This window comes from Burkholderia sp. Bp9004, assembly GCF_003858025.1.
In the GTDB taxonomy this organism is placed as follows: domain Bacteria; phylum Pseudomonadota; class Gammaproteobacteria; order Burkholderiales; family Burkholderiaceae; genus Burkholderia; species Burkholderia diffusa.
The window spans coordinates 54,603-80,917 of sequence record NZ_QTQD01000022.1 but is presented as its reverse complement, the minus strand read 5'-3'; the positions used below and the strand labels follow the sequence as shown (position 1 = coordinate 80,917).

The following is a 26,315-nucleotide window of genomic DNA, read 5'->3' as shown; positions in this document are numbered from 1 at the left end:
TGGTGGTGTTCCTGGTACGTGTTCATAAGATCATGCAAAACCGGCCGACGCGAGAAACGCGCGGCTCGCGGCGACGTCGCGCAGGCTCGTGCCGGCGTTGCGCGGGTCGCGCTCCTGCTCGATCGTGATGTAACCGGCGTAGCCGATCTCGTCGAGCGCCTGGCGGATCGCGCGGTAGTCGAGCACGCCGGTGCCGATCGGGCACATCACGCCGCGCGCGCACGCGGCGAAGAACGCGATGTGCTCGCCCATCACCGCGTCGTACACCGCCGCGTCGATATCCTTGAAATGCACGTAGTCGACGCGCGCCGCGTGACGGCGCAGCCAGGCTTCCGGCTCCATGCCCGAGTAGTACAGGTGGCCCGTGTCGAGACAAAGGCCGGCCGTGTCGGCCGGAATGTCCGCGACGATCCGGTCGATCTCGTCCGCGAACTCGATGTAGCCGCCCGCGTGCGGATGAATCACCGCGCGCACGCCGAACTCGTCGCGCGCGATCGTCGCGATCTGCCGGATATGGTCGACCATCGTCGACCAGCGCTCGTCCGACAGCCGCGGCGCACGATCGCCGTGGCCGGCCGCGTAGTCGCGTTCCTCGTGGCCCCAGTCCATCACGACCAGGTACGGCGCCGCATGGCGCTGGCCGTCCTGCGTCGGCAGCCTGGGCAGCCGCGTGATCAGCGCGCAGATGTCGCGGGTCTGGCGCAGCAGGTTCGGCAGGTTCTCCGGCGACACGAGATCGTCGAAGATCGTGCCGGCGGTAATGCTCAGGCGTTGCTGCTCGAGCTCGGCGCTCACCACGTCCAGTTCGAGCGGGATGTAGCCATAGGGCCCCAGCTCGATGCCCGAGTAACCGGCCTGCGCGGCCTCGGCGAGCACCTGCCGCCACGGCGGCAGGTGCGGGTTCTTCACGTCGTCGACACCCCAGCAGCACGGTGCGCAGCCAATCTTCATCGTCATGTCGGTCGGTCCGTTAGACAAGCGGCGGGTGGCCGCGGATCAGCCGCGATAGAACGCGGGACGGTCGGCCATCGCGATCGGTTCGACCGCGCCGCTCTTCTGTGCGCGCACGCACGCATCGGCCGCGACCGCCGCTGCGTAGCCGTCCCACGCGGACGGCCCGGTCAGCGCGCCCTGCCGCACGCCGTCGATGAACGCCTGCAGCTCGACGTCGTACGACGCGATGAAGCGCTCCTTCCAGTCGGTCATGATCTCGACCGACTGCCGTGCCGCATGCTTGAGCCCGACGGCCGGCGGATCGGGCAGCTTTGCGATGCCCTGCTCGCCGACCACCTCGCACTGGATGTCGTAGCCGTACTGGCAGTTCACGAAGATCTCGACGTCGATGCGCACGCCGCTCGCGGTTTCGAGCAGCACGATCTGCGGATCGGCGAGATGCGCTGACGCATGGCGCGTCTTCTTCGGATAGACGACCTGCGCGCTCGTGTAATCCTCGCCGAGCAGCCAGCGCAACACGTCGAGTTCGTGGATCAGCGTGTCGGTGATCGCCATGTCGGTCGTGTAGCGCTCGCCGACCGACTGGTTGCGGTGCGCGCAATGCAGCATCAACGGTGCGCCGATTTCGCCGCTGTCGATCACGCGCTTCAGCGCGCGGTAGCCTTCGTCGTACGGCCGCATGAAGCCGACCTGCACGAGCCGCTTGCCGTGCGCGACTTCGGCTTCGACGATCCGCATGCAGCCGTCGGCCGTGACGGCCAGCGGCTTCTCGCAGAACACCGGCTTGCCGTGCGCGATCGCGTCGAGCACGAACGCTTCGTGCGTCGGCCCCCACGACGTGACGAGCACGGCCTGCACGTCGGCGGCCGCGACGACCTCGTGGCCGTCGCCGTAGATCTCCGCATCGAGCCCGTACTTCGTCACCGCGTCGCGCGCCTGCTGCGGATCGATGTCATTGACGGCCACGACGCGCGCGCCGGACAGCGTGCGGGTCAGTCTGCGGATATGGTCCTGGCCGATCGCGCCGCAGCCGATCACGCCGATTTGCAAGGTCATCTACGAGTCTCCAGTCGTTCATCAGCGGCGCGGCCCGTGCCGCGCCGGTCAACAATCGGTCAGCGCGCGGTGCGGTCGAAATGGCGATCGACGTAGCGCTGGATGGTGTCGCGCATGTAGCGCGACGATGCTTCCGCGCGGTCCTCCCACGCGAACACGCACGACGACATCACGCCGTCGAAGCCGGCGGTGCCGAGCGCGCGGAAAAACACGTCCCAGTCGATCTCGCCCTGCCCGATGTCGAGATGCTGGTGCACACGGATCTGGTTCGAACCGGGCGGGTTCACGATGTAGCGCAGCTGGCTGCTCTTGCGGTGGTCGAACGTATCGGCCACGCGCGCGTGCGCGAGGATCGGCGCGGCCTGCGCGATCATCGCGGCCATGTCGTCGCCGTAGTAGAACGTGTGCGGCGCGATGTACGACAGCTTCAGCGACGGCGAGCCGAGGTTCGTGACGATGTCGATCGCCGGCTGCAGCTGCTCGATCCAGTCCTCCGGATGCGGCTCGACAGACAGCACGATGCGTTCGCGCTCCAGAATCGGCAGCAGTTCGTCCATCGACCGGAACCATGCGGCCTCGCACAGCTCCTTCGGGTTCGCCCCCGGCCGCTCGCCGACCGAGCGCTCGGGCGACGCGCCGCGCCCGAACTCCGACACCATCAGCGCGCACTCCATCTCGACCGCGACCTCGATCGCCTTCTTCCAGCACCGCACGGCCCATTGCCGCTCGTCGTCGAACGGGCTCGCCCAACGGTACATCGGCTGCAGCGACGCGAGGCCGACGCCGCTTGCGCGCATCGCCTGGCGGAACGCGGCCATGCGCTCGCGGGTCGCACGCGGCATCACCCACCAGTCGAGAAAGTCGCTGCGCGGCGACAACTCGATCTGGTCGTAGCCGAGCTCGGCCACCGCGTGCGGCAGCCGGTCGAGCGGCAGGTGGCGAATCATGTAGGGATCCAGCGCAATCTTCATCGGGCTTCCTTCGCGAATGGGGGTGGCTGACGCGAGCGCAGGCGTGCGCTCAGCGGCGCGACTTCTTGTTGCGATACTGGTCGGCGATCACGGCCGCGACGATGATCGCGCCCTTGACCATCTCCTGGTAATACGCGTCGATCCGGATGAACGTGAAGCCCGACGTCATCACGCCGAGGATCAGCACGCCGATCACGGTACCCGTCACGCGCCCGAGACCGCCCGACAGCGACGTGCCGCCGATCACGACGGCCGCGATCGCGTCGAGCTCGTACATCACGCCCATGCCCGACTGGCCGGAGATCGCACGCGCGGCCGTCACGGTGCCGGCGATCCCGCTCAAGAGGCCCGCGATCGCATAGACGAACACCAGATGACGCGTGACGTTGATGCCCGACACGACGGCCGCGTGACGGTTCGCGCCGATCGCGTACGTGTACTTGCCGAAGCGCGTGTAGCGCAGCACGACGTGGAAGATTGCAGCCACCACGACGAAGATGATGACCGGGTTCGCCCCCGCGCCGATCGCCGCGAACTGGTCGGTCAGCATCGACACCGGCATCCCGTTGGTGAACCACTTCGCGAAGCCGCGCGCGGCAACCATCGTGCCGAGCGTCGCGATGAACGGCGGGATTCCCGTCAGCGCGATCAGCGAGCCGTTCAGGAGGCCGACCAGCAGGCCGACGCACACGCCGGCCAGCACCGGCCAGATGATCGGCAGGTCGGTCAGGTGCGGGAACACCGCGCGCGGAAAATCGGATACCTGTGCGAGACTCGCCGACACGACGGCCGCCGCCGCGACGACCGACCCCGACGACAAGTCGATCCCGCTGGTGATGATCACGAGGTTCACGCCGACCGCGATGATGCCGATCACGGCCATCTGCAACACGATGATCTCGAGCCGCTCGGCGTTGAACAGGAAGCTCTGGCCGACGACGAGCCAGCCGATCACCTCGAAGAACAGGCTGATGCCCACCAGCACCAGGAAGATGCTCAGCTCGGGCGGCCACTTCGCGTGCCGCGTCTTGATCGTCATGGACTGCGCGTCCGCGACCGGATTCAGGTTGCCCATTTCAGTTGTCTCCATGCTTGTTGCGGCTCAGCGCGAGGCCAGGTCCATGATGCGGACCTGGTCGGCATCCTTGCGCTCGACGATGCCGGTCATCCGGCCTTCGTGCATCACCATCACGCGGTCACTCATGCCGAGCACTTCCGGCATTTCCGACGAGATCATCAGAACCGCGACGCCCTTGCCGGCGAGCGCGCTGACGAGCCGGTGGATCTCGGCCTTCGCGCCGACGTCGATCCCGCGCGTCGGCTCGTCGAGGATCAGGATGCGCGGTTGCGTCAGCAACCACCGGCCGATCAGCACCTTCTGCTGGTTGCCGCCCGACAGGTTCTGGATTTCCTCGTGCAGCCCCGGCGTCTTCACGCGCAACATCCGGCTCATTTCCTCGCAGTCGCGCTTCAACTGCGCCTGCCGCACGAAATTGAACTTCACGTAGCGATTGCTGAGCACCGCCGCTTCCATGTTCGCGAGCAGGTCGAGATTCAGGAAGCAGCCGGTGTCCTTGCGGTCCTCGGTGAGGAACGCCATCCCGTGCTTCATCGCCTGCGCGGGCGTGGAAATTCGCACCGGCTTGCCGTCGATCCGGATCTCGCCCGTGGTCGCCGGCACGACGCCGAACAGCGCCTCCGCGACGTTCGAGCGCCCCGAGCCGACGAGGCCCGCCACACCGAGGATCTCGCCCGCGCGCAGCTCGAAGCTGACGTCGCGGAACACGCCGTCGACGCCGAGGTTCTTCACGGCCAGCACGACGTCGCCGATCGGCACCTCCTCCTTCGGGAACATCTGCGTGATCTCGCGGCCGACCATCATCCGGATGATGTCGTCGCGCGTGACGTCGGTCGACGCATGCGTGCCGATGTACTTGCCGTCGCGGAACACCGAGAATTCGTCGGCGATCTCGAACAGCTCGTTCATCTTGTGCGTGATGTAGACGATGCCCTTGCCCTGCTCGCGCAGCTGGCGAATGATCCGGAACAGGTGTGTGACCTCCTTGTCGGTCAGCGCGGAAGTCGGCTCGTCCATGATCAGCACGTCCGAGTCGAACGACACGGCCTTCGCGATCTCGACCATCTGGCGGCTCGCGACCGTCAGCGTGCGCACGTCGGCTTCAGGGTCGATGTCGATCGACAGCCGCTCGAACAGCGCGGCGGTGCGGCGGCGCAGCTCGGCGTGATCGATCAGGCCGAAGCGGTTCTTCGGTTCGCGGCGGATCCAGATGTTCTCCGCGACCGTCATGTACGGCATCAGGTTGAGTTCCTGGTGGATCATCGCGATCCCGCGATCGAGCGCGTCGAGCGGGCCGCTCAGCACGACCGGCTCGCCGTTGATCAGGATCTCGCCCTGGTCGGGCGTGTAGACGCCGGCGATGATCTTCATCAGCGTCGACTTGCCGGCGCCGTTCTCGCCCATCAGCGCATGCACGGTGCCGCGGCGCACGCGGAACTGCACGCCGTCGAGCGCGACGACGCCGGGAAACGACTTGCCGACGCCGCGCACCTCCAGCAGGCAATCGTCGACGGGCGCAGCGGACGAACCCGATGCGGCGAACGAGGCGGCCGGCGCGCTTTCGCTGGCCATCGAGCGCGCCATCCTGGCTGTAAACATGGACGTTCCTCGAAATTCACACGCGAACCCGGACGCGCCGGGCCCGCGCAGTTCAGCGGAAAAACCGGTCAGTGCTTCGCGTACTGGTTCATGTTCTCGGGCGTGACGAGCTCGAACGGCACGTTCACGTAGCGGTCGACCGGCTGCTTCTTCGCGAGCTTCAGCGCGGTCGCGACGGCCTGCGCACCCTGCCCGGCCGCGTTCTGGTACACGGACACCTTCAGGTCGCCGCTCTTCATCGCCGCGAGCCCGTCGGGCGTCGCGTCGATGCCCGCGACGACCGTCTTCGGCGTCAGCTTGCGCGCGGCCTTCAGCGCGTTGATCGCGCCGATCGCCATTTCGTCGTTGTTCGACACGATCGCGTCGAACTTCGTCCCGGAGCTCAGCCAGTTCATCGTGATGTCCTGGCCCTGCGTGCGGCTCCACTTGCCTTCGCGCTTGTCGACGATCTTCATGCCGGAACAGTCCTTGCTCGCGATCACGTCCTCGATGTCCTTGGTGCGGGCGCGGGCCGACTCGTTGGACAGCTCGCCCATCAGCACGAGGATGTCGCCCTTGCCGCCGAGCAGCTTGCACACCTGGCGCGCCTGCAGCGTGCCGGACTGTTTCTCGTCGGACGCGACCACCGCGACGCCGGCCGGCAACTTCTCGAAATCGACCGGCTTGCGGTTCACGTAGACGAGCGGAATCTTCGCGGCGGTCACCATCTTCGTGATCTTCGGCGTCGCGTCGGTGTCGACCGCATTCACGATGATCGCGTCGACCTTCTGCGCGATCATGTTCTGGACCTGGCTCAACTGCTTGCCGACGTCGTTGCCGCCGTCCTCGATCTGTACGGTCGCGCCGTCCTTCTTCGCCGAATCGGCGATGCTGTTGCGCAGGATCGTCAGGAACGTGTCGTCGAACGATGCCATCGTCACGCCGATCTTCTCGGCATGCGCGAGCGGCATGGCCAGGATCGCGGCGGCCGCGGCGGCCATCAGCTTGGTCTTCATGATCACTCTGTCTCCTCATCTCCGGGGGGCGGAAAACGGCGCGTTGCGCGCCGCCGGGCCGAGTCCGATAACGGACTGAAGCATCCGGATGAAACTGTAGATCACTTCCTCGAACATTTGGAAATTTATTTCTACGTGATTTCACCTAGGGAACTGGATTTCCAAAAAGTCTAGACTCCGTTCCGTAGCCCGAGTCGTTGCGGCAGGCGCATTCGCGTCGCGTCGCGACATGCGACGAAGATCCGTCGCTGGATCGGTCCCCAATCCGCCGGCATGGTCGAACGCCGGCCGCGAGCGTGATACGTGATATGAGCCCGTTGAACTTTCCGACTGACCGCCCCGTCGATCTCGCCTGCCTCGGCCGCGTCGCCGTGGACCTTTACGCGCAACAATACGGCAGCCGCCTGGAAGACGCGCGCAGCTTCCAGATGTATCTCGGCGGCTCGTCGGGCAACGTCGCGTTCGGCGTCGCCCGGCTCGGGCTGAAGACCGCGATGATCTCGCGCGTCGGCGACGAGCAGATGGGCCGCTTCGTGCGCGAGACGCTCGAGCGCGAAGGCTGCGACACGAGCCAGCTGCAGACGGATCCGGAACGGCTGACCGCGCTGGTGCTGCTCGGTCTGAAGGATCGCGACACGTTCCCGCTGCTGTTCGTGCGCGAGAACTGCGCGGACATGGCCGTGCGCGCCGACGAGATCCGCGAGGACTTCATCGCCGGTTGCCGCGCGCTCGCGATCACGGGCACCCACCTGTCGACGCCGGGCACCCGCGAGGCATCGCTGACCGCGCTCGGCTACGCGCGCCGCCACGGCGTCGTGCGGATCCTCGACATCGATTACCGGCCGGTGCTGTGGGGGCTGACCGCGCGCGGCGCGGGCGAAAACCGTTACGTGCCGGACGCGCAGGTCACACGGCAGTTGCAGCAGGTGCTCGGCGAATTCGATCTGCTGGTCGGCACCGAGGAAGAATTCCTGATCGCGGGCGGCGTGCCGCACGACCTGATCGCGTCGCTGCAGGCCGTGCGCCGCGCGAGCGGCGCGGCGCTGGTGGTCAAGCGCGGTGCGCTCGGCTGCTGCGTGATCGAGGGCGACATCCCTGCACGCATCGAGGATGCGCCGACCTTCCATGGCGAACGCGTCGAAGTGCTGAACGTCCTCGGCGCGGGCGACGCGTTCCTGTCGGGCCTGCTGTCCGGGCTGCTGCGCGGGCGCGACTGGGCCGAATCGACGCGCATCGCGAATGCGTGCGGCGCGATCGTCGTGTCGCGCCACGCGTGTTCGGCCGCGATGCCGACGCCGGCCGAGCTCGCGCACTGGTTCGGCGGCAGCCGCAATCCGCGGGTGGACGCCGATCGCACGCTCGCGCACCTGCATCGCGTGACGGTGCCGCGCCGCGAATGGGACGACCTGTGCGTGATGGCGTTCGACCATCGCAGCCAGTTCTACGAACTCGCGGTGCAGGCCGGCGCGGACGAGGCGCGGATCAAGACGCTGAAGCGCCTGCTCGTGCGCGCGGCCGAACAGGTCGAGCGCGATCGCCATATCGAAGGCCATGTCGGCGTGCTGATCGACGGCGGCGCGTACGGCAGCGACGCGCTCGCGTCGGCCACCGGCCGCGGCTGGTGGGTCGGCCGCCCGGTCGAACTGCCCGGCTCGCGGCCGCTGTGTTTCGACGACACGCGCTCGGTCGGCTCGTCGCTCACGCACTGGCCGACCGAGCAGGTCGTGAAGTGCCTCGTCCACTACCACCCCGATGACGACGTCGACCTGCGCGTCGCGCAGGAGCAGCGCGTGCTGGAGCTGTGGGAAGCCACGCGCGCGAGCGGCAACGAGCTGCTGCTGGAAATCATTCCGCCGCGCGCGGTCACGCCGGCCGGCACCGAGGACGACGCGGTGCTGCGCACGGTCGCGCGCTTCTACAACCTCGGCGTGATGCCCGAGTGGTGGAAGCTCGCGCCGATGAGCGCCGACGGCTGGGCGCGGCTCGAGACGCTGGTTGCCGAGCGCGACCCGTACTGCCGCGGCGCGGTGATCCTCGGGCTGAACCAGCCGCTGCAGTATCTCGTCGACAGCTTCCGCTCGGCGACCAACCCGATCGTCAAGGGCTTCATGGTCGGCCGTACGCTGTGGGCCGACGCGTCGCTGCACTGGCTCGCCGGCCGGATCGACGACCAGGCGCTGATCGACGAAGTGGCCGGCAATTTCGCGCAGCTGGTCGACGCCTGGCTCGGCCGCCGTGCCGCCGCGCGCACCGCGGCAGCAGCCTGATGCAGATGTCCGTGACGACCACCCGACTCCTCTTGATCGACAGACGATGACCACCACCGTGAGACTGACCGTCAGCCAGGCGCTCGTGCGCTACCTGGCCGCCCTGCGCGCCGAAGTCGTCCAGCCGGACGGCCGCACCGAGATCCTGCCGTACTGCGGCGGCGTCTTCGCGATCTTCGGGCACGGCAACGTGGCCGGGCTCGGCGAAGCGCTGCACGCCGAAAAGGACCGGCTGCCGACGTTCCGCGCGCACAACGAGCAAGGCATGGCGAATGCGGCCGTCGCGTTCGCGAAAGCGAATTTCCGCCAGCGGATGATGGCGGCGACGTCGAGCATCGGCCCCGGCGCGACCAACATGCTGACCTCCGCCGCGCTCGCGCACGTCGGCCGGCTGCCGCTGTTGCTGCTGCCCGGCGACGTGTTCGTGTCGCGCTTGCCCGACCCGGTGCTGCAGCAGGTCGAGGATTTCGAACAGGGCGACGTCAGCGCGAACGACTGCTTCCGGCCGGTGACGCGCTACTTCGACCGGATCACGTCGCCGGAACAGTTGCTCGTGGCGCTGCCGCGCGCGATCCAGGTGATGACCGATCCCGCACAGTGCGGACCCGTGTGTCTCGCGCTGCCGCAGGACGTGCAGACCTTCGCGTACGACTGGCCGGAGGATTTCTTCGCGCCACCGGTGATCCGGACGCGCCGGCCGCCCGCGGACTCGCTCGAACTCGCGGATGCGCTGGACGTGCTGAAGGCCGCGAAGAAGCCGCTGATCGTCGCCGGCGGCGGCGTGCTGTACAGCCAGGCATGGGACGCGCTGCGCACGTTCGCCGACACGCACGGCGTGCCGGTCGCCGAATCGCAGGCCGGCAAGGGCAGCCTCGCGTGGGACCACCCGCTGAACCTCGGCTCGATCGGCGTGACGGGTTCGCCTGCAGCGAACCGCGCGGCCGCGCAGGCCGACGTGGTGTTCGCGGTCGGCACGCGCCTGCAGGACTTCACGACCGGCTCGCACGCGCTGTTCGGCAACGCGACGCTGCTGAGCCTGAACGTGCAGCCGTTCGACGCGGGCAAGAAACGCGGCCGGCAATTGATCGCCGACGCGCGCACCGGCCTCGGCCAGCTGTCGGCCGCGCTCGCGGGCTGGCAGGCGGATGCGGCGTGGACCGCCGCGAACCGCGACCAGGCCGCCGCGTGGAACGCGCGCGTGACCGAGCTGACCACGCGCGTGCCGAAGGACACGCTGCCGTACGACGCGGAAGTGATCGGCGCGGTGCGCGACTCCGCGGCCGACGCGGGGCACGACAGCGCGCGCGACGATCTCGTCGTGTGCGCGGCCGGCACGCTGCCAGCCGAGCTGCACAAGCTGTGGCGCAGCGGCGTGCCGGGCAACTATCACATGGACTACGCGTACTCGTGCATGGGCTACGAGGTCGCGGGCGGCCTCGGCGCGAAGCTCGCGCGGCCCGAGCGCGAAGTGATCGTGATCGTCGGCGACGGCTCGTACATGATGCTCAACGCGGAGCTCGCGACGTCCGTGATGCTCGGCCGCAAGATCATCGTCGTGATCCTCGACAACCGCGGCTACGGCTGCATCGAGCGGCTGCAACTGAACTGCGGCGGCGCGAGCTTCAACAACATGCTCGACGACTGCGTGCCCGAGGGCGGCGAACGCTCGACGATCGACTTCGCGATGCATGCGCGCGCGATGGGCGCCGAAGCCGTGCACGTGCGCGACGTCGGCGAGCTGCGCGGCGAAATGAAGCGTGCGCGCGCGGCGAAGACGAGCCAGGTCATCGTGATCGACACGACGCACGAGCGCACGACCGCGGACGGCGGCGCGTGGTGGGAAGTCGCGGTGCCGCAAGTGTCCGCGCGCGCCGGCGTCGACGATGCGCATCGCGCGTATCTCGACGCGAAGACCCGGCAGCGGCGCTGACACGCTTTCCGTTTCAATCCGCCGCCCCGCGACAACAACAATCGAACCAAGGAAGCAAGTCATGAGCTGGAACGTTCGCATCGGTATCAATCCCCTGTCGTGGATGAACGACGACCTGCCGTCGCTCGGCGGCGAGACGCCGCTCGAGACGGCGCTGAAGGAAGGCGCCGAAATCGGCTATGCGGGCTTCGAGCTTGGCAACAAGTTTCCGAAGACGGGCCCCGAGCTGAAGGCGAAGCTCGCCGAATTCGGGCTCGTATGCGTGTCGGGCTGGTATTCGGGCTTCCTCGCGGAAGTCGAACCGGGCATGAGCGACGCCGATGCGCTCGCCGCCGAAATCGAGCGCTGCCGCGCGCACATGACGAAGCTGCAGTTCAACGACGTGAAGGTCGCGGTGTACGGCGAATGCGCGGGCACGATCCAGGGCCGCATCGACATGCCGGTCGCGAAGCGTCCGCGTTTCGTCGACGATGAAGCCTGGCGACGCTATGCGGCACGCCTCGACGCATTCGGCGCGCACCTGCTCGAGACCTACGGGATCAAGCTCGCCTACCATCACCACATGGGCGCTTACGTCGAATCGCCCGCCGACGTCGACCGGCTGATGGCGCTGACCGATCCGGCGAAGGTATTCCTGCTGTTCGACACCGGTCACGCGTATTTCGGCGGCGCGGCCGATCCCGTCGCACTGCTGAAGAAACACGTGTCGCGCGTCGTGCACGTGCACTGCAAGGACGTGCGGCCGCAGGTCGTCACGCAGGCGCGCAACGGCGGCTGGAGCTTCCTGAACGGCGTGATCAACGGCACCTTCACGGTGCCGGGCGACGGCGCGCTCGATTACGAAGCGACGCTGCGCACGCTGAAGGACGCCGGCTACGAAGGCTGGCTCGTGGTCGAGGCCGAGCAGGACCCGGCCGTCGCGCCGAGCTATCAGTATGCGAAGAAGGGCTACGAATCGCTGCGCGCGATCGTCGACCGGTTGAGCGCGTAAGCCCTGTCACCTCGCTGTCACCCCATTGCGGAGCCCCGTTCCATGACGATTTCTCCCCTGCTGGTCAAAGCATCCGCCGACCGCGAAATCTGCAACGTGACGCCCGAGTCGGCCGGCTGGAAACATGTCGGCTTTCGCGCGCTGCGCCTGAAGGCCGGCGACACCGAAACGCTCGATACCGGCGCGCGCGAACTGTGCGTCGTCGTGCTCACCGGCACGCTGCGCGCGCAAGTCGACGGCGAGACGTACGATGCGCTCGGCAAGCGCGACAGCGTGTTCGAGGAAGTGTCGCCGGACGCGCTGTACGTGCCGGGCGGCAAGACCGTCACGCTGGTCGCGACGCGCGATGCGGAAGTCGCGCTGTGCACCGCGCCTTACGCGAGCGGCGACAAGCGCGTGCAGCGTCTCGACGGCGAACGGATGCGGCGCGCGGTGCGCGGGCACGGCACCAACACGCGCTACGTGTGCGACATCCTGATGGGCGACAATCCGGCCGCCGACCGGCTGCTCGTCGTCGAAGTGATCACGCCCGCGAGCCACTCGAGCAGCTATCCGCCGCACAAGCACGATCGCGACGCGGCGCCGGACGAGACGTCGCTCGAGGAAACCTATTACCACCGGATCGATCCGCCGCAGGGTTTCGCGTTTCAGCGTGTGTACACGGACGACCGCAGCCTCGACGAGGCGTGCGCGGTCGAGAACCACGACGTGGTGCTGGTGCCGCGCGGCTATCACCCGGTGGTCGCGCCGCATGGCTACAACCTGTACTACCTGAACGTGATGGCCGGGCCGAGCCGCGCGTGGGCATTCAAGAACGACCCCGCGCACGAATGGATGCTCGACGCGGCACCCGGGCGCTGACGCATCGATGCGCTGAACGATCGACGGCCGGCGCGCGAGACGCAGGATGAAAACGCGTGCGTGAGCCGCATTTGCGACGACACGGAGTTGCCATGGCGACCACCTTCCCCCGCTTCGCACCCGCGCCCTTCTGCGACACGGCGTCGACGCCGATGCTGTCGCACTTCGATGCCGACGTCGCGCGCCGGCTCGGCGACATCGCCGTCAATCTCGCGGCGCGCCGCGGGCTGCCGATCGCGGTCGGCATCGTCGGTGAAGCCGCGCCGCTGTTCTATTGCGCGCTGGACGGCAGCCGCGCCAACGACAGCGACGCGATCCGCCGACGACAGAACACGGTGTTCCGTTTCGGCGTCAGTTCATTCGAGGTCGGCGCGCGCTTTCGCCGCGCCGGCTGGTCGTTGCAGTCGCAGGGATTGTCGGACGCCGACTATGCGCTCGATGGCGGCGGCGTGCCGTTGCGGCTTGCCGGCGGCGGCATCGTCGGCGCGATGACCATCGCAGGGCTCGACGACGCACGCGATCACGCACTCGTCATCGAGAGCCTGCGCTGGCATGTCGGCGCGAATGCGCTCGCGATGATCGCGTAGCCGCGCGCGCCGACTCGCGCGATCAGTGCAGCCCGCCGCTCGCGACGAGGCGCTCGCCGGTCAGCCAGCGGGAGTCGTCCGATGCGAGGAACACGGCGACCGACGCGATGTCGTCCGGCTCGCCGAGGCGGCCGAGCGGCGTCTGGCTGCGCACCTGCTTGTCGAGATCCGAGCCGATGATGCCCGCGCTGTGCGTGCCTTCGGTCACGATCATGCCCGGGTTGATCGCGTTCACGCGGATCTTGCGCGGGCCGAGTTCGAGCGCGAGCACGCCGGTGATGGCGTCGACGGCGCCCTTGGTGCCGCTGTACACGGCGCTCGCGGGCGGCGTGATGCTCGTCACGACCGAGCTGATGTTGATGATGCTCGCGCCTTCGCCGAGATGCTTGACGGCGGCCTGCGTCGTCAGCAGCACGCCGAACACGTTCGTGTCGAACTGCCGGCGGTAGTGCTCTTCGGTGATCGCCTCGATCGGCGCGAACTCGTAGACGCCGGAGTTGTTGACCAGCACGTCGAGACGGCCATAGTTTTCGATAGCGGCATCGACGATGCGCTGCGCGTCCGTTGCCTTCGACACGTCGCCGCCCACCGCGACCGCACGGCCGCCCGTTTCGACGATCGCGCTCACGACGGCGTCGGCACCGGCCTTGCTGCTCGCGTAGTTCACGACGACCGACGCGCCTTCGGCGGCCAGCGCCTTCGCGATCGCGGCGCCGATTCCCTTGGACCCGCCCGTGACGATCGCTACCTTGCCTGTCAGCTTGCTCATGATTTCATTCCTCAGTCGGAAGACATTCGATGGATGAGGGCCGGTTGCCGCGTGCGCGGCGCGCCGGCCTTGCTGGCAATATTCGCGGTTCGCGCGACGGCGATAAAGCGGCTCGATACGAATTGACTGGCGGGGTTTGCCGAACAATCGGCGCGCTTGCGCTCAACCGGCACTCAGCCACGCACTGACGACGTCGGCGCCGAGCCCGTCGAGCGCGCCGTCGTAGACGATCCGTCCCCGCCCCATCACCGCGACGCGCCGCGCGAGCCGCGGCGCGAGTTGCAGCCGCTGCTCGATCAGCAGGATCGCGACGCCGTCGGCCTGCAGCGCGGCGAGACAGGCGCCCACCTCGTCGACCGCGAGCGGCGCGAGCCCTTCGGCCGGTTCGTCGACGATCAGCACGCGCGGGCGGCCCGCGAGCGCGCGCACCAGCGCGAGCACCTGCTGTTCGCCGCCCGACAGCCGTCCGGCCTTCACGTCCGCCCGCGCGGCCAGCAGCGGAAAGCGCGCGAGCAACCGGTCGAGCGCCGCGCGTTCGGCCGTGCCGTGCACGCCGCGCAGCCCGAGCCGCAGGTTGTCGCGCACGCTCAGTAGCGGAAACACGTCGCGGCTTTCGGCAACGTAAGCGACACCGCGCCGCGCGATCTCGAAGGTGCGCGCGCCCGCGCATTCGGCGCCGGCGACGCGCACCGAACCCGCCGTGCGCACGAGTCCCATCACGGCCTTCGCGAGCGTCGAGCGGCCCGAGCCGTTGCGGCCGAGCAGCGCGAGCGTCTCGCCAGGCCCGAGCGCGAGATCGACACCGTCGAGCACGGGTTGCATCGCGTACCACGCGCGCAGGCCGCGAATGTCGAGCAGCACGCTCATGCGCCCTCGCCAAGATAGGCGGCGCGCACGGCCCGGTCCGCGCGGATCGCGTCGGGCGCGCCGGTTGCGACCACCGCGCCGCGCACGAGCACCGTGATGCGCTCGGCGAAGCCGAACACCGCATCCATGTCGTGCTCGATCATCAACACCGTGCGGCCATGCGTCGTCGCACGGATCAGCGCGATCATCCGCGCCGCCTGGTCGCGGTTCATGCCGGCCGTCGGTTCGTCGAGCAGCAGCGTGCGCGCGCCGCTCGCGAGCGCGATGCCGAGATCGAGCGCGCGCTGTTCCGCATAGCCGAGTTCGCCGGCCGGCGTGTCGCGCCGCCCATCGAGACCGATGTCGCTCAGCACGCGCGCGGCCACGCGATCGACCGACGCGGATTCGCGCAGCCGGTTCCACCAGCGCCGCCGCTCGGCCGGCGCATGCAGCGCCGCGCAGCGCAGGTTGTCGAACACGCTCAATCGTGCGAACACGCTCGTCTGCTGAAAACTGCGGCCGATGCCGAGCCGGCTCGCCACGATCGGACCGCGCCCGCGCAGCTCGACGCCGTGCAGCATGACGCGCCCGCGCGTCGGCCGCGTCGCGCCGGCGATCACGCCGAACAGCGTCGACTTGCCTGCGCCATTCGGCCCGATCAGCGCGTGACGCTCGCCGGCCGGGACGTTCAGCTCGACGCCGTCGAGCACGGTCTGCACACCGAAGCGCTGCACGATCCCGTGCAACTCGATCGCGCTGCCGCTCATCGCCCGTCCCCCCGCTTGCCTTGCCCGTGGTTCTGGAACCGTGCGCGCCAGCCCCACAGCAACGTGCCGATGCCGGCCGCCGAGCATGCGACGGCCCAGCCCGCCGGCGCATCGGCGTCGATGCCCCACGCGCCGAACGCGATGCCCGTGCCATCGTCCTGCGCGAAGCGCCATGCATAGCCGAGCTCGGCCGCGCAGACGATCGCGACTACCCAGAACGCACATGCGCCGACGCCACACAGCACGCGCCAGCGCTCGGCGGGAGGTGCGTCGCCGCGCAACGCATGCGCCAGCGTCTGCGCGATGCCCGCGATCCCGCGCGGCGCCGCGACGACGACCGCGACGAACAGGAGGCCGAGATACAGCGCCCATGCGCGCGACACGCCCGCGACGACGACGCTCAGCGCGGTCAGCACCACCGCGCCGGCCGCCGGCCCGAAGAATGTGCCCGTGCCGCCGATCACTGCTGCAATCAGCACGGTCGCCGAACGCGCCATCGACACGCTGTCGGGCGTCGCGATCTCGACGTCGATCAGCGTCAACGTGCCGGCAATGCCCGCGAAGAACGACGCGCAGGTCACCATCGCAAGCCGCACGCGACGCGGCTCGGTGCCGAGCGCGGCAACGCGCGCGGGGTTGTCGCGCACCGCCTTCGCGAGCCGCGCGAGCGGCGTGCGCGTCAGCGCGTGCATCGCCACCGCGGAGACGATGCACCATGCGGCAATCACGGCGTAGGCCTGCGTTTGCGCGCCGAAATGCCAGCCGCCCAAAGGCGTGCCGCTCGCGCGGTCGATCGGTACGCCGCCGAGGCCGCCGAACCACGCCGGCACGCTCCACGCCGCGGCCGCGACGCACTCGCCGAGACCGAGCGTGATCATCGCGAACACGGTGCCCGCGCGGCGTGTCGCGAGCAGTCCGGCGATGAAACCGAAGCCCGCGCCGGCCACGCCGCCGACGAGCGGCAACAGCGGCAGCGGGCCGCCGACATGATTGAACCAATGCGCGGCGGCGAATGCGCCAAGGCCCGCGAAGGCTGCATGACCGAACGACAGCAGCCCGGTCGTACCGAGCTGCAGGTTGTACGACAGCGCGAGCACGACGAGCGCCGCCGTCTGTGCGAGATAGCCAAGCACCGCGCCATGCGGCCACAGCCACGCGGGCAGCGCGACGCACGCGGCGAACAGCACCCAGCGCAGTGCGCCGGCCCATGCGCGGCTAGCCATCGACACGCTCGCCGAACAGTCCGCGCGGGCGGGCGACCAGCACCGCGACGAGCAGCAGGTACGGAACCAGCGGTGCGAGCTGCGCGATCGACACGGCAGCGACGCTGTCGGGCAGCGCGACACCCGACCATTGCGCGAGGTCGCGCAGCGACGTGTCGCTGGCCGCCGCGAAGGTCTGCGCGAAGCCGACCGCAAGCGACGCGACGAACGCGCCGCCGAGCGAGCCGAGCCCGCCGATCACGACGACCGCGAACACCACCGACCCGACGGTCTCGGCCAGCGCCGGTTCGATCACCGCAAGCGGCGCGCCAATGACGCCGGCCAGCGCCGCGAGCGCGGTGCCGGCGCCGAACAGGCCGGTCATCACGCCCGGCACGTCGTAGCCGAGCGCCTCGACGGCCGCGCGGTGCGTGAGCGCGGCGCGCACGACGAGCCCGATGCGCGACGCGCGCAGCAGCGCGCCGAGCGCGACCAGCATCGCCGCGGCAATCGCCATCATGAAGAGCCGGTAGCGCGGCAGCGCGAGGCCGAACACGGCCACGGGCGCACCGTCGAACAGCGGCGGCACCGGCGCCGGCAGCGGTGCGAGGCCCCACAGGAGTTTCGCGCCCTCGCCGATCAGGTACGCGAGCCCGACGGTCAGCAGCAGTTCGCTCGTGTGTCCATGCGGCTGTACGCGGCGCAGCAGCCAGCGCTCGCAGCCGGCGCCGAGCAACCCGACCGCGAGCGGCGCGAGCGCGAGCGCGGCCCAGAAACCCGCGCGGGCCGCGATGCTGTATCCAATGTATGCGCCGAGCATGTAGAAGCTCGCGTGCGCGAAGTTGAGCACGCCCTGCACGCTGAAGATCAGCGTGAGGCCAGCCGACAGCATGAACAGCAGCAACCCGTAGCTGAGGCCATTGAACGCCTGGAGCGCGAACGCGTGCACGCCGCGCGCCCGTCAGCCGGCGAGTGGTTCGAGCGCCGCGCGCAGCGCGTCGGGCAGCGGCACCGGGCGGCGCGTGCCGCGATCGACGTACACGTGCACGAAATGCCCTTGCGCGGCCGGCGCGGCCTCCCCAGCCGCGAACAATCCGATCTCGTAGCGCACACTCGACGTGCCGAGCTTCGCGACGCGCAGCCCCGCATCGACCGACTGCGGAAACACGAGCGGCGCGAAGTAGTTGCACTGCGTCTCGACCACGAGCCCGATCGTCTGCCCGTGCTCGACGTCGAGCACACCCGCGCGGATCAGGTATTCGTTCACGACGGTGTCGAAGTAGCTGTAGTAGACGACGTTGTTCACGTGCCCGTAGACGTCGTTGTCCATCCAGCGGGTCGTGATCGGCAGGAAGTGGCGATAGGCGTCGCGGGAACGCGGCTGCGGCTTGTCGGACATGGCGATGGCGGTCAGGATGAAGAAGGCGCAGCGGACGGCGCGCGGTGGCCGTTCGCGACGGCGCGCCGGCCAACGGCGGGATGCCGCGTCGCGATCGCGCGCGGCGCGGCGGATGACATTCCGGGAGCGGCGCGGCCCGTCACTGCCCCGCTCGATCGACGAATTCGAAATCGAGGCCGCGCGCGCGCATCCAGTCGGCCAGCGCGTAGCCGGTGCCGGCGCGCCACGGGCGCAGCAACGGCGGCTCGACGAGCCGGTATTCGAGCAGCTCCGGCGACAGCGCGACGGTGCCCGACGCGCGCACGTGGTACGCGATGATCAGCTCGTTCTTGCGCATGAATTCATAGACGCCGACCAGCGTGACCTGCTCGGCCTTCAGCGCGGTTTCCTCGAACACCTCGCGCGCGATGCCGTCCTCGGGCGTCTCGCCGTTCTCGAGGAAACCGGTGATCAGCGCGAACATCCCCTCAGGCCAGGCCGCATTGCGCGCGAGCAGGATCTTGCCGTCGAGCTCGACGATCGCGGCCACCACCGGCAGCGGGTTGTTCCAGTGCACGTAGCCACACTCGTCATCCGGGCAGGCCTGGCGGACGCGCCCGCCCTCGTGTTCGGGATCGGCGCGCTCGGTCAGCGGACGCGCGCAGCGCGGGCAAAAACGGTAGTCGGCGATGGTCATCGATGGGGATCTGGCAGGCGCCGACGGCGGCCGGCAAGCCGCCTCGCACGCCCGCTCGGCGCAGGAAAGGCTTCATTCTAGCGAGTTTGCCCGCGTCGCTGACGATCCGGCCCCGATGACGTCAGGGTTGCATGCCCGGTTGCGCACGCCCGCGTGCGGCCGTCGCCGCGAAGCCGGCGGCACCGACGAGCAAGGCACCCGCCGCGACCCACAGCGCCGGCGAGAACGACCCGAAACGCGCGGTCAGCGGCGCCGCGACGAGCGGGCCGAGAATCTGCCCGACCCCGTACGACGCGGTCGCATAGCCCATCAGCCCGGCCGCGCGTTCGCCGTGCAGCCGCCGCGCCTCGCGCATCGCGAACAGCGTGATGGCGGTGAACGGCAGGCCGAGCAGCGCGCTCCCGATGGAGAAGCCCACCGCATTCGGCCACACGATCCCCGCCGTGATCCCGAGCGCCTGCGTCGCGCAACCGGCGGCGAGCAGCAGCCGGTTGTCCCAGCGGCCGGGCAGCCGCGCGGCCGCGATCGCGCCGACGATCAGCGCCGCGCCGAACATCGGCCAGAACAGGTCCGGCCACGGCGAGCCGGCCGGCAGCGCGGCGCGCGCGATCACTGGCAGGAACGTCGCGGTGATGATGTAGCCGAAACCCGGCATCCCGTACAGGACGACGAGCCATGCGGCGTCGGCCCGATGGCGCCGCGCGTCGTGCGGTGCCGCGTCCGTCGCCGCATGCAGGACGGGCGCGGCTGACGTGGCGCCCGCCGCCGCCGGCACCGGCGCGCTGCCGAACGTGCGCCAGATCGCGATCGACAACACCGCCGACAACGCCGCGAAACCGAGCCAGCCGGGCGCCGCGCGATGGCCGGCCAGTGCGCTGCCGATCAGGCCCGTCAGCACGATGCCGACGCCGGGCCCCGCGTAGATCACCCCGCTCCATTCGGGCGCGTGCAGTTCCGCGAGCCGCCGCAGCCCCCATTGCGACACGAACACGAACGTCCATGCGCTGACGACGCCCGCGACGAAACGCACCACGAGCCACACCGGCAGCACATGGCCGATGCCCATCGCGGCGGTCAGCAGCACGGTGGCGGCAAGCCCGAAGCGCACCATCCGCGCGGGCGCGACGCGCATCGCCGCGCAACTGACCGCACCGACGAAATAGCCCGCGTAGTTCGCCGACGCGAGCCAGCTGCCGGCTTTCAGGCCGATCGAACCGTCGGCGAGCATCAGCGGCAGCAGCGGCGTGAACGCGAAGCGGCCGATGCCGAGCGCGACGGCAAGCCCGATCATGCAGGCAAGCGCGACCGCGCGGGCGCGACGGTCGGCGTCGTCGGAAAGGGGTACGCCGGCGGCGCTCGGAGCATCGGAACGGGACATGGCGGCATGGGCCGCGCGGGTTGCGCAACGGCCGGAACGAGAATCGGATTGCTTGTATCGTAGCTTGACCGAACGTTCTCTAAAAACGAATAATTGAGAATCCAGCAATCTCACGGAGAGAATCATGGACCTGGCGGCGCTGGCGATTTTCAGGGCCGTCGTGCGCGAGAACGGCATCACGCGCGCGGCGGCGAAGCTCAATCGCGTGCAGTCGAACGTGACGACGCGCATCAAGCAGCTCGAGGAGGAACTCGGCGCGGCGCTGTTCGTGCGCGACGGCCGCCGGCTCGTGCTGACGCCGGCCGGGCATACGCTGCTGCCCTACGCGGAGCGGCTGCTCGAGCTTGCCGACGAGGCGCGCGACGCCGTGCGCGAGGACACGCCGCGCGGGCGGCTGCGGCTCGGCACGATGGAAAGCACGGCCGCGAGCCGGCTGCCGACCGTGCTCGCGCGCTATCACCATGCGTGGCCCGACGTGTCGCTGGAACTCGTGACCGGCACGACCGGCTGGCTGATCGACAAGGTGCGCGACTTCGAGGTCGACGCGGCGCTGTTCGCGCGGCCACCCGAGCCCGACACGCTGCCCGACACGTTCGAGACGGTGCCCATCTTCCGCGAGGACCTGGTGCTGCTGACGCCGCGCGGCCATCCGCCGGTGCGCACGCCGCGCGACGTGATCCTGCCGACGCTGATCGCGTTCGAGCGCGGCTGCACGTACCGGAAGTATGTCGAGCGATGGTATGCGGCGCACGGGATGAAACCCGCGCGCGTGCTCGAACTGGGTTCGTATCACGCGATCGTCGCGTGCGTCGCGGCCGGTGCGGGCGTCGCGGTCGCGCCGCGCTCGGTGCTCGAGCTTCAGCCCGAGACCGGCAACGTCGCCGCCCACAGGATCGCGGAACTCGAAGCAATCGACACGCTGCTCGCGTGGCGGCACGGTTACGCGTCGGCGGCACTCGCCGCGTTGCGCGATGCGCTCGGCGATGCCGCGCGGCAGTCGGGAGATTCGCCCTCGTTGCCGGCAACGGCACTACCGGCCTGATTCCGCTGCGCCGACGCGCCGCCATGCGCTCATCCTGCGCACCGGCAAAAACAAAACGACCCGACCGGCCACTGCCGATCGGGTCGTTTTCTCGTGCGCTGCGACGGGGTCAGCAAGACCGCATCGCATCAGCCATGCCGATCAAAGACGCTCTTCGACCCAGCCCTTGACGCCTGCCAGCGCGCCCGGCAGGTTCGCCGGTTCCGTGCCGCCTGCCTGCGCCATGTCCGGACGGCCACCGCCCTTGCCGCCCACCTGCTGCGCGACGAAGTTCACGAGCTCGCCGGCCTTGACCTTCTTGCTCGCGTCCGGCGTGACGCCCGCGATCAGGCTGACCTTGCCGCCTTCGACGGCCGCGAGCACGATCGCCGCGCTCTTCAGCTTGTCCTTCAGCTTGTCGACCGTTTCGCGCAGCGTCTTCGCGTCGGCACCGTCGAGCGTCGCCGCGAGCACGTACACACCGCCAATTTCGACGGCCTGCTGCGCGAGTTCATCACCCTGGCTCGATGCGAGCTTCGACTTCAGCGCGCCCAGTTCCTTCTCGAGCGACTTCACCTGGTCCTGCACCTGCGCGATGCGCTGCGTGAGCTCCGACGGCTGTGCCTTCAGCGCCGCCGCCGCCTGGTTCACGCGGGCGTCGAGCTCCTGCACATAGCGCACCGCGTTGTCGCCGGTGATCGCCTCGACGCGGCGGATGCCGGCCGCGACGCCGCCTTCGACGACGATCTTGAAGAAGCCGATATCGCCGGTGCGGTGCACGTGCGTGCCGCCGCACAGTTCGCGCGAGAAGCCGAGGTCGAGCACGCGCACTTCGTCGCCGTACTTCTCGCCGAACAGCGCCATCGCGCCGCCCTTCACCGCTTCGTCATACGGCATCACGCGCACGATGCCCGGCGCGTTCGCGAGGATTTCGTTGTTGACGATCTGCTCGACACGACGGATTTCGTCGTCGGTCATCGGCGCGTTGTGCGCGAAGTCGAAGCGGGTTTTCTCCGCGTCGACGAGCGAACCCTTCTGCTGCACGTGCGCGCCGAGCACTTCACGCAGCGCCTTGTGCATCAGGTGGGTGGCCGAGTGGTTGCGCTGGGTGCGCGCGCGGCGGTGCGCGTCGATTTCCGCGCGCAGCACGTCGCCGATCTTCAGCGTGCCCTGTTCGAGCGTGCCGTGGTGGCCGATCACGTCGGCCTGCACCTTCAGCGTGTCGGCCACCGCGAAGCGCGTCGCGGCGTTCGCGAGCACGCCCTGGTCGCCGACCTGGCCGCCCGATTCCGCGTAGAACGGCGTGTGGTCGAGCACGACGACCGCATCCTGGCCGTGCTTCACTTCGTTGACGGCCGAGCCGTCGACGTACAGCGCGACGACCTTCGCGTCGTCGAACGCGATTTCCTCATAGCCGTGGAAGGTGGTCTTCGCGCCCGAGTATTCGAGGCCCTGCGTGGCCTTGAACTTGCCGGCCGCGCGCGCCTGCTCGCGCTGGCGCGCCATCGCGTCGTCGAACGCCGGCTCGTCGACCGTCATCCCGCGCTCGCGGCACACGTCGGCCGTGAGGTCGAGCGGGAAGCCGTAGGTGTCGTGCAGCTTGAACGCGAGTTCGCCGTCGAGCACCTTGCCGCCCTTCGCCTCGACGTCCGCCAGCGCGGCCTCGAGGATCGACATCCCGTGTTCGATCGTCTCGAAGAAGCGCTCTTCTTCCTGACGCAGCACGTCCGTCACGCGCTGTTCGGCTTCCTTCAGTTCCGGATACGCGGCGCCCATCTCGGCGACGAGGTCGGCCACCAGCTTGTGGAAGAACGAGCCCTTGCGGCCGAGCTTGTAGCCGTGGCGGATCGCGCGGCGCACGATGCGGCGCAGCACGTAGCCGCGGCCTTCGTTGCCGGGGATCACGCCGTCGACGATCAGGAACGAGCACGCGCGGATGTGATCGGCGATCACCTTCAGCGAGTTGTTGTTCAGGTCGCTGATCTCGGTCACGCGCGCGGCGGCCTTGATCAGGTTCTGGAACAGGTCGATCTCGTAGTTGCTATGCACGTGCTGCAGCACCGCGGCGAGACGCTCGAGGCCCATGCCGGTGTCGACCGACTGCTTCGGCAGGCGCGTCATGTTGCCCTGCGCGTCGCGGTTGAACTGCATGAACACGAGGTTCCAGATCTCGATGTAGCGGTCGCCGTCTTCTTCGGGCGATCCCGGCGGACCACCCCAGACGTCCGGGCCGTGGTCGTAGAAGATTTCCGTGCACGGGCCGCACGGGCCCGTGTCGCCCATCGTCCAGAAGTTGTCCGACGCGTAGCGCGCGCCCTTGTTGTCGCCGATGCGGATGATCCGCTCGGTCGGCACGCCGACTTCCTTCGCCCAGATGTCGTAGGCTTCGTCGTCTTCCTGGTAGACGGTGACCCACAGCTTTTCCTTCGGCAGCTGGTAGACCGTGGTCAGCAGTTCCCACGCGAACTTGATCGCGTCATGCTTGAAGTAGTCGCCGAACGAGAAATTGCCGAGCATCTCGAAGAACGTGTGGTGGCGCGCCGTGTAGCCGACGTTCTCGAGGTCGTTGTGCTTGCCGCCCGCGCGCACGCTGCGCTGCGCCGTGGTGGCGCGCGAGTACGGACGCGGGTCCGTGCCGAGGAACACGTCCTTGAACTGGACCATGCCCGAGTTCGTGAACATCAGCGTGGGGTCGTTACCGGGCACGAGGCTCGACGAGCGGACGATCGTGTGGCCCTTCGATTCGAAGAATTTGAGGAATTTCTCGCGGATTTCGGCAGCTTTCATGGCGTGCGGGGAATGTCTGGCTGAGACGGCTTCAAACGCCGGCCGTCCTCGCGGACGCACGGCGGGCAAATATCGTAAACGAACGATTATACGATACAGACCGGCGCCCCAGACGGCAGCGGCCCGGCGCGGCGGACGACCGGCCTGGGCCACCCGTGCGGCCGATTCGCCTTAAGATGCTCGGCATGCCAATCCGCCTTGCCCCGGCCAGGCGAGCCATGAAAGGAGACGATTCGACGATGGGTGCCTTGAGCCATATCCGCGTGCTTGACCTGACCCGCGTGCTCGCGGGCCCGTGGTGCGCGCAGACGCTCGCCGACTTCGGCGCGGACGTAATCAAGGTCGAGCGCCCCGGCGCCGGCGACGACACGCGCCACTGGGGGCCGCCGTACCTGAAGGACGCGAACGGCGACGATACGGCGGAGGCCGCGTACTATCTCGCGGCGAACCGCAACAAGCGCTCGGTGACGGTCGACATCGCGACGCCGGAAGGCCAGCAGATCGTGCGCGAGCTCGCCGCGCAGAGCGACGTCGTGCTCGAGAACTACAAGGTCGGGCAGTTGAAGAAGTACGGGCTCGATTACGAATCGCTGCGCGCGGTGAAACCCGATCTCGTCTACTGCTCGGTCACGGGCTTTGGCCAGACGGGCCCGTACGCGCACCGCGCGGGCTACGACTTCATCGTCCAGGGAATCGGCGGATTCATGAGCATCACCGGCGAGCGCGACAGCGAGCCGGGCGGCGGCCCGCAGAAGGCCGGCGTCGCGATCGCCGATCTCGCGACGGGCCTCTACTCGACGATCGCGGTACTCGCCGCGCTTGCGCACCGCGACCGGACGGGCGAAGGCCAGTACATCGACATGGCGCTGCTCGACGTGCAGGTCGCGCTGCTCGCGAACATGAACACCAACTTCCTTGCGAGCGGCAAGCCGCCGGTGCGCTGGGGCAACGCGCACCCGAACATCGTGCCGTACCAGACGTTCCAGACGAGCGACGGCTGGATCATCGTCGCGGTCGGCAACGACGGGCAGTTCCGCAAGTTCGTCGAGGCCGGTGGCCGGCCCGAGCTGGCCGACGACGAACGGTTCGCGACCAACCCGTCGCGCGTGCGCCATCGCGATACGCTGGTGCCGATCCTCGCCGAGATGGTGAAGACGCGCGGCAAGGCCGACTGGATCGGCGCGCTCGAAGCGGCCGGCGTGCCGTGCGGGCCGATCAACGAACTCGACGAGGTGTTCGACAACGAGCAGGTGGTCGCGCGCGGGATGCAGGTGTCGCTGCCGCACCCGTGCGGCGCGGACGTGAAGCTCGTGCGCAATCCGATCCGGATGAGCGCGACGCCGCCCGATGCGCGCACCGCCCCGCCGCTGCTCGGCGCGCAGACGGAAGACGTACTGCGCGACATGCTCGGCTACGACGAGGCGCGCATTGCGGCGCTGAAGGCGAAACAGGCGATCTGAACCGACCCGGACGAGCGCGCCGCGGCGTCTTCCGGGGGCACGCGGCGTGCCCGAGCGCCGGCGGACGCTGACGGATCGATGGACCGGCGGTTAACGGTTAGCAGCTAACCACTAGCGCGCGAGCGCATCGAGCCAGCCTCGCGCGTCGGGCCAGTCGCCGAGTCCGCTGTCCGCGTTGATGTGGCCGCGCGGGCCGAGGTCATGGAAGGCGCTGCCCCACGCATCCGCGCAGCCGCGCGCGAACGCGATCGAGCCGTACGGATCGTCGCTGCTTGCAACCACGCAGGTCGGAAACGGCAGCCGCTCATGCGGCACCGGCCCGAAGCCGTGCGCGTCGGCCGGAAACGCCGGCCCGGCAGGATCGGGCAACGCGACGAGCAACGCGCCGCGCACCTTCGCGAGCGCGGCCGGCCGCGCGTAGCGCGTCGCCCACCACGCGGTGGTCAACGTGCCGAGGCTGTGCGCGGCGATCGTCACGGGGCCCGGCGCGGCCTCGACCGCGCGGTCGAGCGCGAGACACCAGCCGTTGCGGAACGCACTGTTCCAGTCGGGCATCGCGACGCGCACGAAACGCGCGTCGGCGCGCTCCCAACGGCTTTGCCAGTGGAGCGGACCGGAGTTGCCGTAGCCCGGCAGCACGAAAACGAGAGAATCGCTCATGGATGGTTCGTCGACGAATGAAGTCGTTATGTAACGTCGACGAAGTGTCGCACACCCGCTC

At 69.0% G+C, this 26,315-nt stretch carries 23 protein-coding genes; 7 read left to right on the top strand and 16 right to left on the bottom strand.

All coding sequences use genetic code 11. The annotated features are described in order from the left end of the window. Positions 1-30: 30 nt before the first annotated feature. The 6 genes from DIE08_RS22855 to DIE08_RS22830 all read right to left on the bottom strand — a co-directional run bounded on the left by DIE08_RS22855 (position 31) and on the right by DIE08_RS22830 (position 6,653). A complete protein-coding gene (locus DIE08_RS22855) occupies positions 31-957 on the bottom strand; it encodes a TIM barrel protein (RefSeq protein ID WP_124903708.1) in 927 nt (308 codons plus the stop codon). Positions 958-996: 39 nt separating this feature from the next. Beyond that, positions 997-2,010, bottom strand: coding sequence for a Gfo/Idh/MocA family protein (locus tag DIE08_RS22850; RefSeq protein WP_124903706.1), 1,014 nt, complete (start codon positions 2,008-2,010; stop codon positions 997-999). A gap of 59 nt (positions 2,011-2,069) precedes the next feature. Then, positions 2,070-2,981 (bottom strand): sugar phosphate isomerase/epimerase family protein, encoded by a 912-nt coding sequence (locus tag DIE08_RS22845; protein WP_059606530.1) that lies wholly within the window; start codon positions 2,979-2,981, stop codon positions 2,070-2,072. Between the two features lie 49 nt (positions 2,982-3,030). Next, positions 3,031-4,056, bottom strand: coding sequence for an ABC transporter permease (locus DIE08_RS22840; protein ID WP_014722872.1), 1,026 nt, complete (start codon positions 4,054-4,056; stop codon positions 3,031-3,033). Between the two features lie 27 nt (positions 4,057-4,083). Then, positions 4,084-5,658 carry a sugar ABC transporter ATP-binding protein gene (locus DIE08_RS22835; protein ID WP_124903704.1) on the bottom strand — a complete coding sequence of 525 codons (1,575 nt, stop codon included), beginning with the start codon at positions 5,656-5,658 and terminating at the stop codon, positions 4,084-4,086. Positions 5,659-5,726: 68 nt separating this feature from the next. Continuing rightward, the gene (locus DIE08_RS22830) at positions 5,727-6,653 is read right to left on the bottom strand and encodes a sugar ABC transporter substrate-binding protein (protein WP_124903702.1); all 927 of its coding nucleotides are present in this window, start codon (positions 6,651-6,653) and stop codon (positions 5,727-5,729) included. A gap of 308 nt (positions 6,654-6,961) precedes the next feature. Between DIE08_RS22830 and iolC the strand changes: the two genes are divergently transcribed. From iolC to DIE08_RS22805, 5 genes are all read left to right on the top strand, one after another. Next, positions 6,962-8,920: a bifunctional 5-dehydro-2-deoxygluconokinase/5-dehydro-2-deoxyphosphogluconate aldolase gene (gene iolC, locus DIE08_RS22825; RefSeq protein ID WP_059606522.1), complete on the top strand. Its 1,959-nt coding sequence runs from the start codon at positions 6,962-6,964 to the stop codon at positions 8,918-8,920. Between the two features lie 46 nt (positions 8,921-8,966). Continuing rightward, positions 8,967-10,850, top strand: coding sequence for a 3D-(3,5/4)-trihydroxycyclohexane-1,2-dione acylhydrolase (decyclizing) (gene iolD, locus DIE08_RS22820; protein WP_124903700.1), 1,884 nt, complete (start codon positions 8,967-8,969; stop codon positions 10,848-10,850). A gap of 61 nt (positions 10,851-10,911) precedes the next feature. Beyond that, positions 10,912-11,841, top strand: coding sequence for a myo-inosose-2 dehydratase (iolE, locus tag DIE08_RS22815; protein ID WP_124903698.1), 930 nt, complete (start codon positions 10,912-10,914; stop codon positions 11,839-11,841). Positions 11,842-11,883: 42 nt separating this feature from the next. After that, positions 11,884-12,702, top strand: a complete 819-nt coding sequence (gene iolB, locus DIE08_RS22810) for a 5-deoxy-glucuronate isomerase (RefSeq protein ID WP_124626534.1) — start codon at positions 11,884-11,886, stop codon at positions 12,700-12,702. Positions 12,703-12,794: 92 nt separating this feature from the next. Then, complete coding sequence (locus DIE08_RS22805) at positions 12,795-13,289, top strand: heme-degrading domain-containing protein (protein ID WP_124903696.1); 495 nt, start codon at positions 12,795-12,797, stop codon at positions 13,287-13,289. A gap of 22 nt (positions 13,290-13,311) precedes the next feature. On the opposite strand, the gene DIE08_RS22800 is transcribed toward DIE08_RS22805, so the two are convergent. From DIE08_RS22800 to DIE08_RS22765, 8 genes are all read right to left on the bottom strand, one after another. Continuing rightward, positions 13,312-14,058 carry a glucose 1-dehydrogenase gene (locus DIE08_RS22800; RefSeq protein ID WP_059606512.1) on the bottom strand — a complete coding sequence of 249 codons (747 nt, stop codon included), beginning with the start codon at positions 14,056-14,058 and terminating at the stop codon, positions 13,312-13,314. 162 nt (positions 14,059-14,220) lie between these two features. Then, complete coding sequence (locus DIE08_RS22795; RefSeq protein ID WP_124903694.1) at positions 14,221-14,925, bottom strand: ABC transporter ATP-binding protein; 705 nt, start codon at positions 14,923-14,925, stop codon at positions 14,221-14,223. Further along, positions 14,922-15,671 carry an ABC transporter ATP-binding protein gene (locus DIE08_RS22790; protein ID WP_124903692.1) on the bottom strand — a complete coding sequence of 250 codons (750 nt, stop codon included), beginning with the start codon at positions 15,669-15,671 and terminating at the stop codon, positions 14,922-14,924. The genes DIE08_RS22795 and DIE08_RS22790 overlap by 4 nt, the downstream gene beginning before the upstream one ends. Continuing rightward, entirely contained in the window at positions 15,668-16,894 is a 1,227-nt protein-coding gene (locus DIE08_RS22785) for a branched-chain amino acid ABC transporter permease (protein WP_124903690.1), read from the bottom strand. Before DIE08_RS22785 ends, DIE08_RS22790 begins: the two co-directional genes overlap by 4 nt. After that, entirely contained in the window at positions 16,887-17,822 is a 936-nt protein-coding gene (locus tag DIE08_RS22780) for a branched-chain amino acid ABC transporter permease (RefSeq protein WP_124626551.1), read from the bottom strand. The genes DIE08_RS22785 and DIE08_RS22780 overlap by 8 nt, the downstream gene beginning before the upstream one ends. A gap of 12 nt (positions 17,823-17,834) precedes the next feature. After that, positions 17,835-18,272: a thioesterase family protein gene (locus DIE08_RS22775; RefSeq protein ID WP_059606502.1), complete on the bottom strand. Its 438-nt coding sequence runs from the start codon at positions 18,270-18,272 to the stop codon at positions 17,835-17,837. A 139-nt stretch (positions 18,273-18,411) separates the two neighbouring features. After that, positions 18,412-18,948, bottom strand: coding sequence for an NUDIX domain-containing protein (locus DIE08_RS22770; RefSeq protein ID WP_059606500.1), 537 nt, complete (start codon positions 18,946-18,948; stop codon positions 18,412-18,414). Positions 18,949-19,069: 121 nt separating this feature from the next. Further along, positions 19,070-20,326 carry a YbfB/YjiJ family MFS transporter gene (locus DIE08_RS22765; RefSeq protein ID WP_124903688.1) on the bottom strand — a complete coding sequence of 419 codons (1,257 nt, stop codon included), beginning with the start codon at positions 20,324-20,326 and terminating at the stop codon, positions 19,070-19,072. Between the two features lie 124 nt (positions 20,327-20,450). Here DIE08_RS22765 and DIE08_RS22760 point away from each other — a divergent pair, with 124 nt between their 5' ends. Continuing rightward, positions 20,451-21,368, top strand: coding sequence for a LysR family transcriptional regulator (locus tag DIE08_RS22760; RefSeq protein ID WP_124903686.1), 918 nt, complete (start codon positions 20,451-20,453; stop codon positions 21,366-21,368). A 141-nt stretch (positions 21,369-21,509) separates the two neighbouring features. On the opposite strand, the gene alaS is transcribed toward DIE08_RS22760, so the two are convergent. Then, the gene (gene alaS, locus DIE08_RS22755) at positions 21,510-24,134 is read right to left on the bottom strand and encodes an alanine--tRNA ligase (protein ID WP_124903748.1); all 2,625 of its coding nucleotides are present in this window, start codon (positions 24,132-24,134) and stop codon (positions 21,510-21,512) included. Between the two features lie 239 nt (positions 24,135-24,373). Between alaS and DIE08_RS22745 the strand changes: the two genes are divergently transcribed. Beyond that, on the top strand, positions 24,374-25,594 hold the full coding sequence (locus DIE08_RS22745; protein WP_059524072.1) for a CaiB/BaiF CoA-transferase family protein: 1,221 nt from the start codon (positions 24,374-24,376) through the stop codon (positions 25,592-25,594). Positions 25,595-25,705: 111 nt separating this feature from the next. Here the strand turns inward: DIE08_RS22745 and DIE08_RS22740 are convergent, their stop codons facing one another. Then, positions 25,706-26,254, bottom strand: a complete 549-nt coding sequence (locus tag DIE08_RS22740; protein WP_124903684.1) for an alpha/beta hydrolase — start codon at positions 26,252-26,254, stop codon at positions 25,706-25,708. Between the last annotated feature and the right edge of the window lie 61 nt (positions 26,255-26,315).

Coding starts and splice junctions, on each gene's coding strand:
- DIE08_RS22855 (WP_124903708.1), bottom strand. CDS start 957: ATGACGATGAAGATTGGCTGCGCACCGTGCTGCTGGGGTGTCGACGAC.
- DIE08_RS22850 (WP_124903706.1), bottom strand. CDS start 2,010: ATGACCTTGCAAATCGGCGTGATCGGCTGCGGCGCGATCGGCCAGGAC.
- DIE08_RS22845 (WP_059606530.1), bottom strand. CDS start 2,981: ATGAAGATTGCGCTGGATCCCTACATGATTCGCCACCTGCCGCTCGAC.
- DIE08_RS22840 (WP_014722872.1), bottom strand. CDS start 4,056: ATGGGCAACCTGAATCCGGTCGCGGACGCGCAGTCCATGACGATCAAG.
- DIE08_RS22835 (WP_124903704.1), bottom strand. CDS start 5,658: ATGTTTACAGCCAGGATGGCGCGCTCGATGGCCAGCGAAAGCGCGCCG.
- DIE08_RS22830 (WP_124903702.1), bottom strand. CDS start 6,653: ATGAAGACCAAGCTGATGGCCGCCGCGGCCGCCGCGATCCTGGCCATG.
- iolC (WP_059606522.1), top strand. CDS start 6,962: ATGAGCCCGTTGAACTTTCCGACTGACCGCCCCGTCGATCTCGCCTGC.
- iolD (WP_124903700.1), top strand. CDS start 8,967: ATGACCACCACCGTGAGACTGACCGTCAGCCAGGCGCTCGTGCGCTAC.
- iolE (WP_124903698.1), top strand. CDS start 10,912: ATGAGCTGGAACGTTCGCATCGGTATCAATCCCCTGTCGTGGATGAAC.
- iolB (WP_124626534.1), top strand. CDS start 11,884: ATGACGATTTCTCCCCTGCTGGTCAAAGCATCCGCCGACCGCGAAATC.
- DIE08_RS22805 (WP_124903696.1), top strand. CDS start 12,795: ATGGCGACCACCTTCCCCCGCTTCGCACCCGCGCCCTTCTGCGACACG.
- DIE08_RS22800 (WP_059606512.1), bottom strand. CDS start 14,058: ATGAGCAAGCTGACAGGCAAGGTAGCGATCGTCACGGGCGGGTCCAAG.
- DIE08_RS22795 (WP_124903694.1), bottom strand. CDS start 14,925: ATGAGCGTGCTGCTCGACATTCGCGGCCTGCGCGCGTGGTACGCGATG.
- DIE08_RS22790 (WP_124903692.1), bottom strand. CDS start 15,671: ATGAGCGGCAGCGCGATCGAGTTGCACGGGATCGTGCAGCGCTTCGGT.
- DIE08_RS22785 (WP_124903690.1), bottom strand. CDS start 16,894: ATGGCTAGCCGCGCATGGGCCGGCGCACTGCGCTGGGTGCTGTTCGCC.
- DIE08_RS22775 (WP_059606502.1), bottom strand. CDS start 18,272: ATGTCCGACAAGCCGCAGCCGCGTTCCCGCGACGCCTATCGCCACTTC.
- DIE08_RS22770 (WP_059606500.1), bottom strand. CDS start 18,948: ATGACCATCGCCGACTACCGTTTTTGCCCGCGCTGCGCGCGTCCGCTG.
- DIE08_RS22765 (WP_124903688.1), bottom strand. CDS start 20,326: ATGTCCCGTTCCGATGCTCCGAGCGCCGCCGGCGTACCCCTTTCCGAC.
- DIE08_RS22760 (WP_124903686.1), top strand. CDS start 20,451: ATGGACCTGGCGGCGCTGGCGATTTTCAGGGCCGTCGTGCGCGAGAAC.
- alaS (WP_124903748.1), bottom strand. CDS start 24,134: ATGAAAGCTGCCGAAATCCGCGAGAAATTCCTCAAATTCTTCGAATCG.
- DIE08_RS22745 (WP_059524072.1), top strand. CDS start 24,374: ATGGGTGCCTTGAGCCATATCCGCGTGCTTGACCTGACCCGCGTGCTC.
- DIE08_RS22740 (WP_124903684.1), bottom strand. CDS start 26,254: ATGAGCGATTCTCTCGTTTTCGTGCTGCCGGGCTACGGCAACTCCGGT.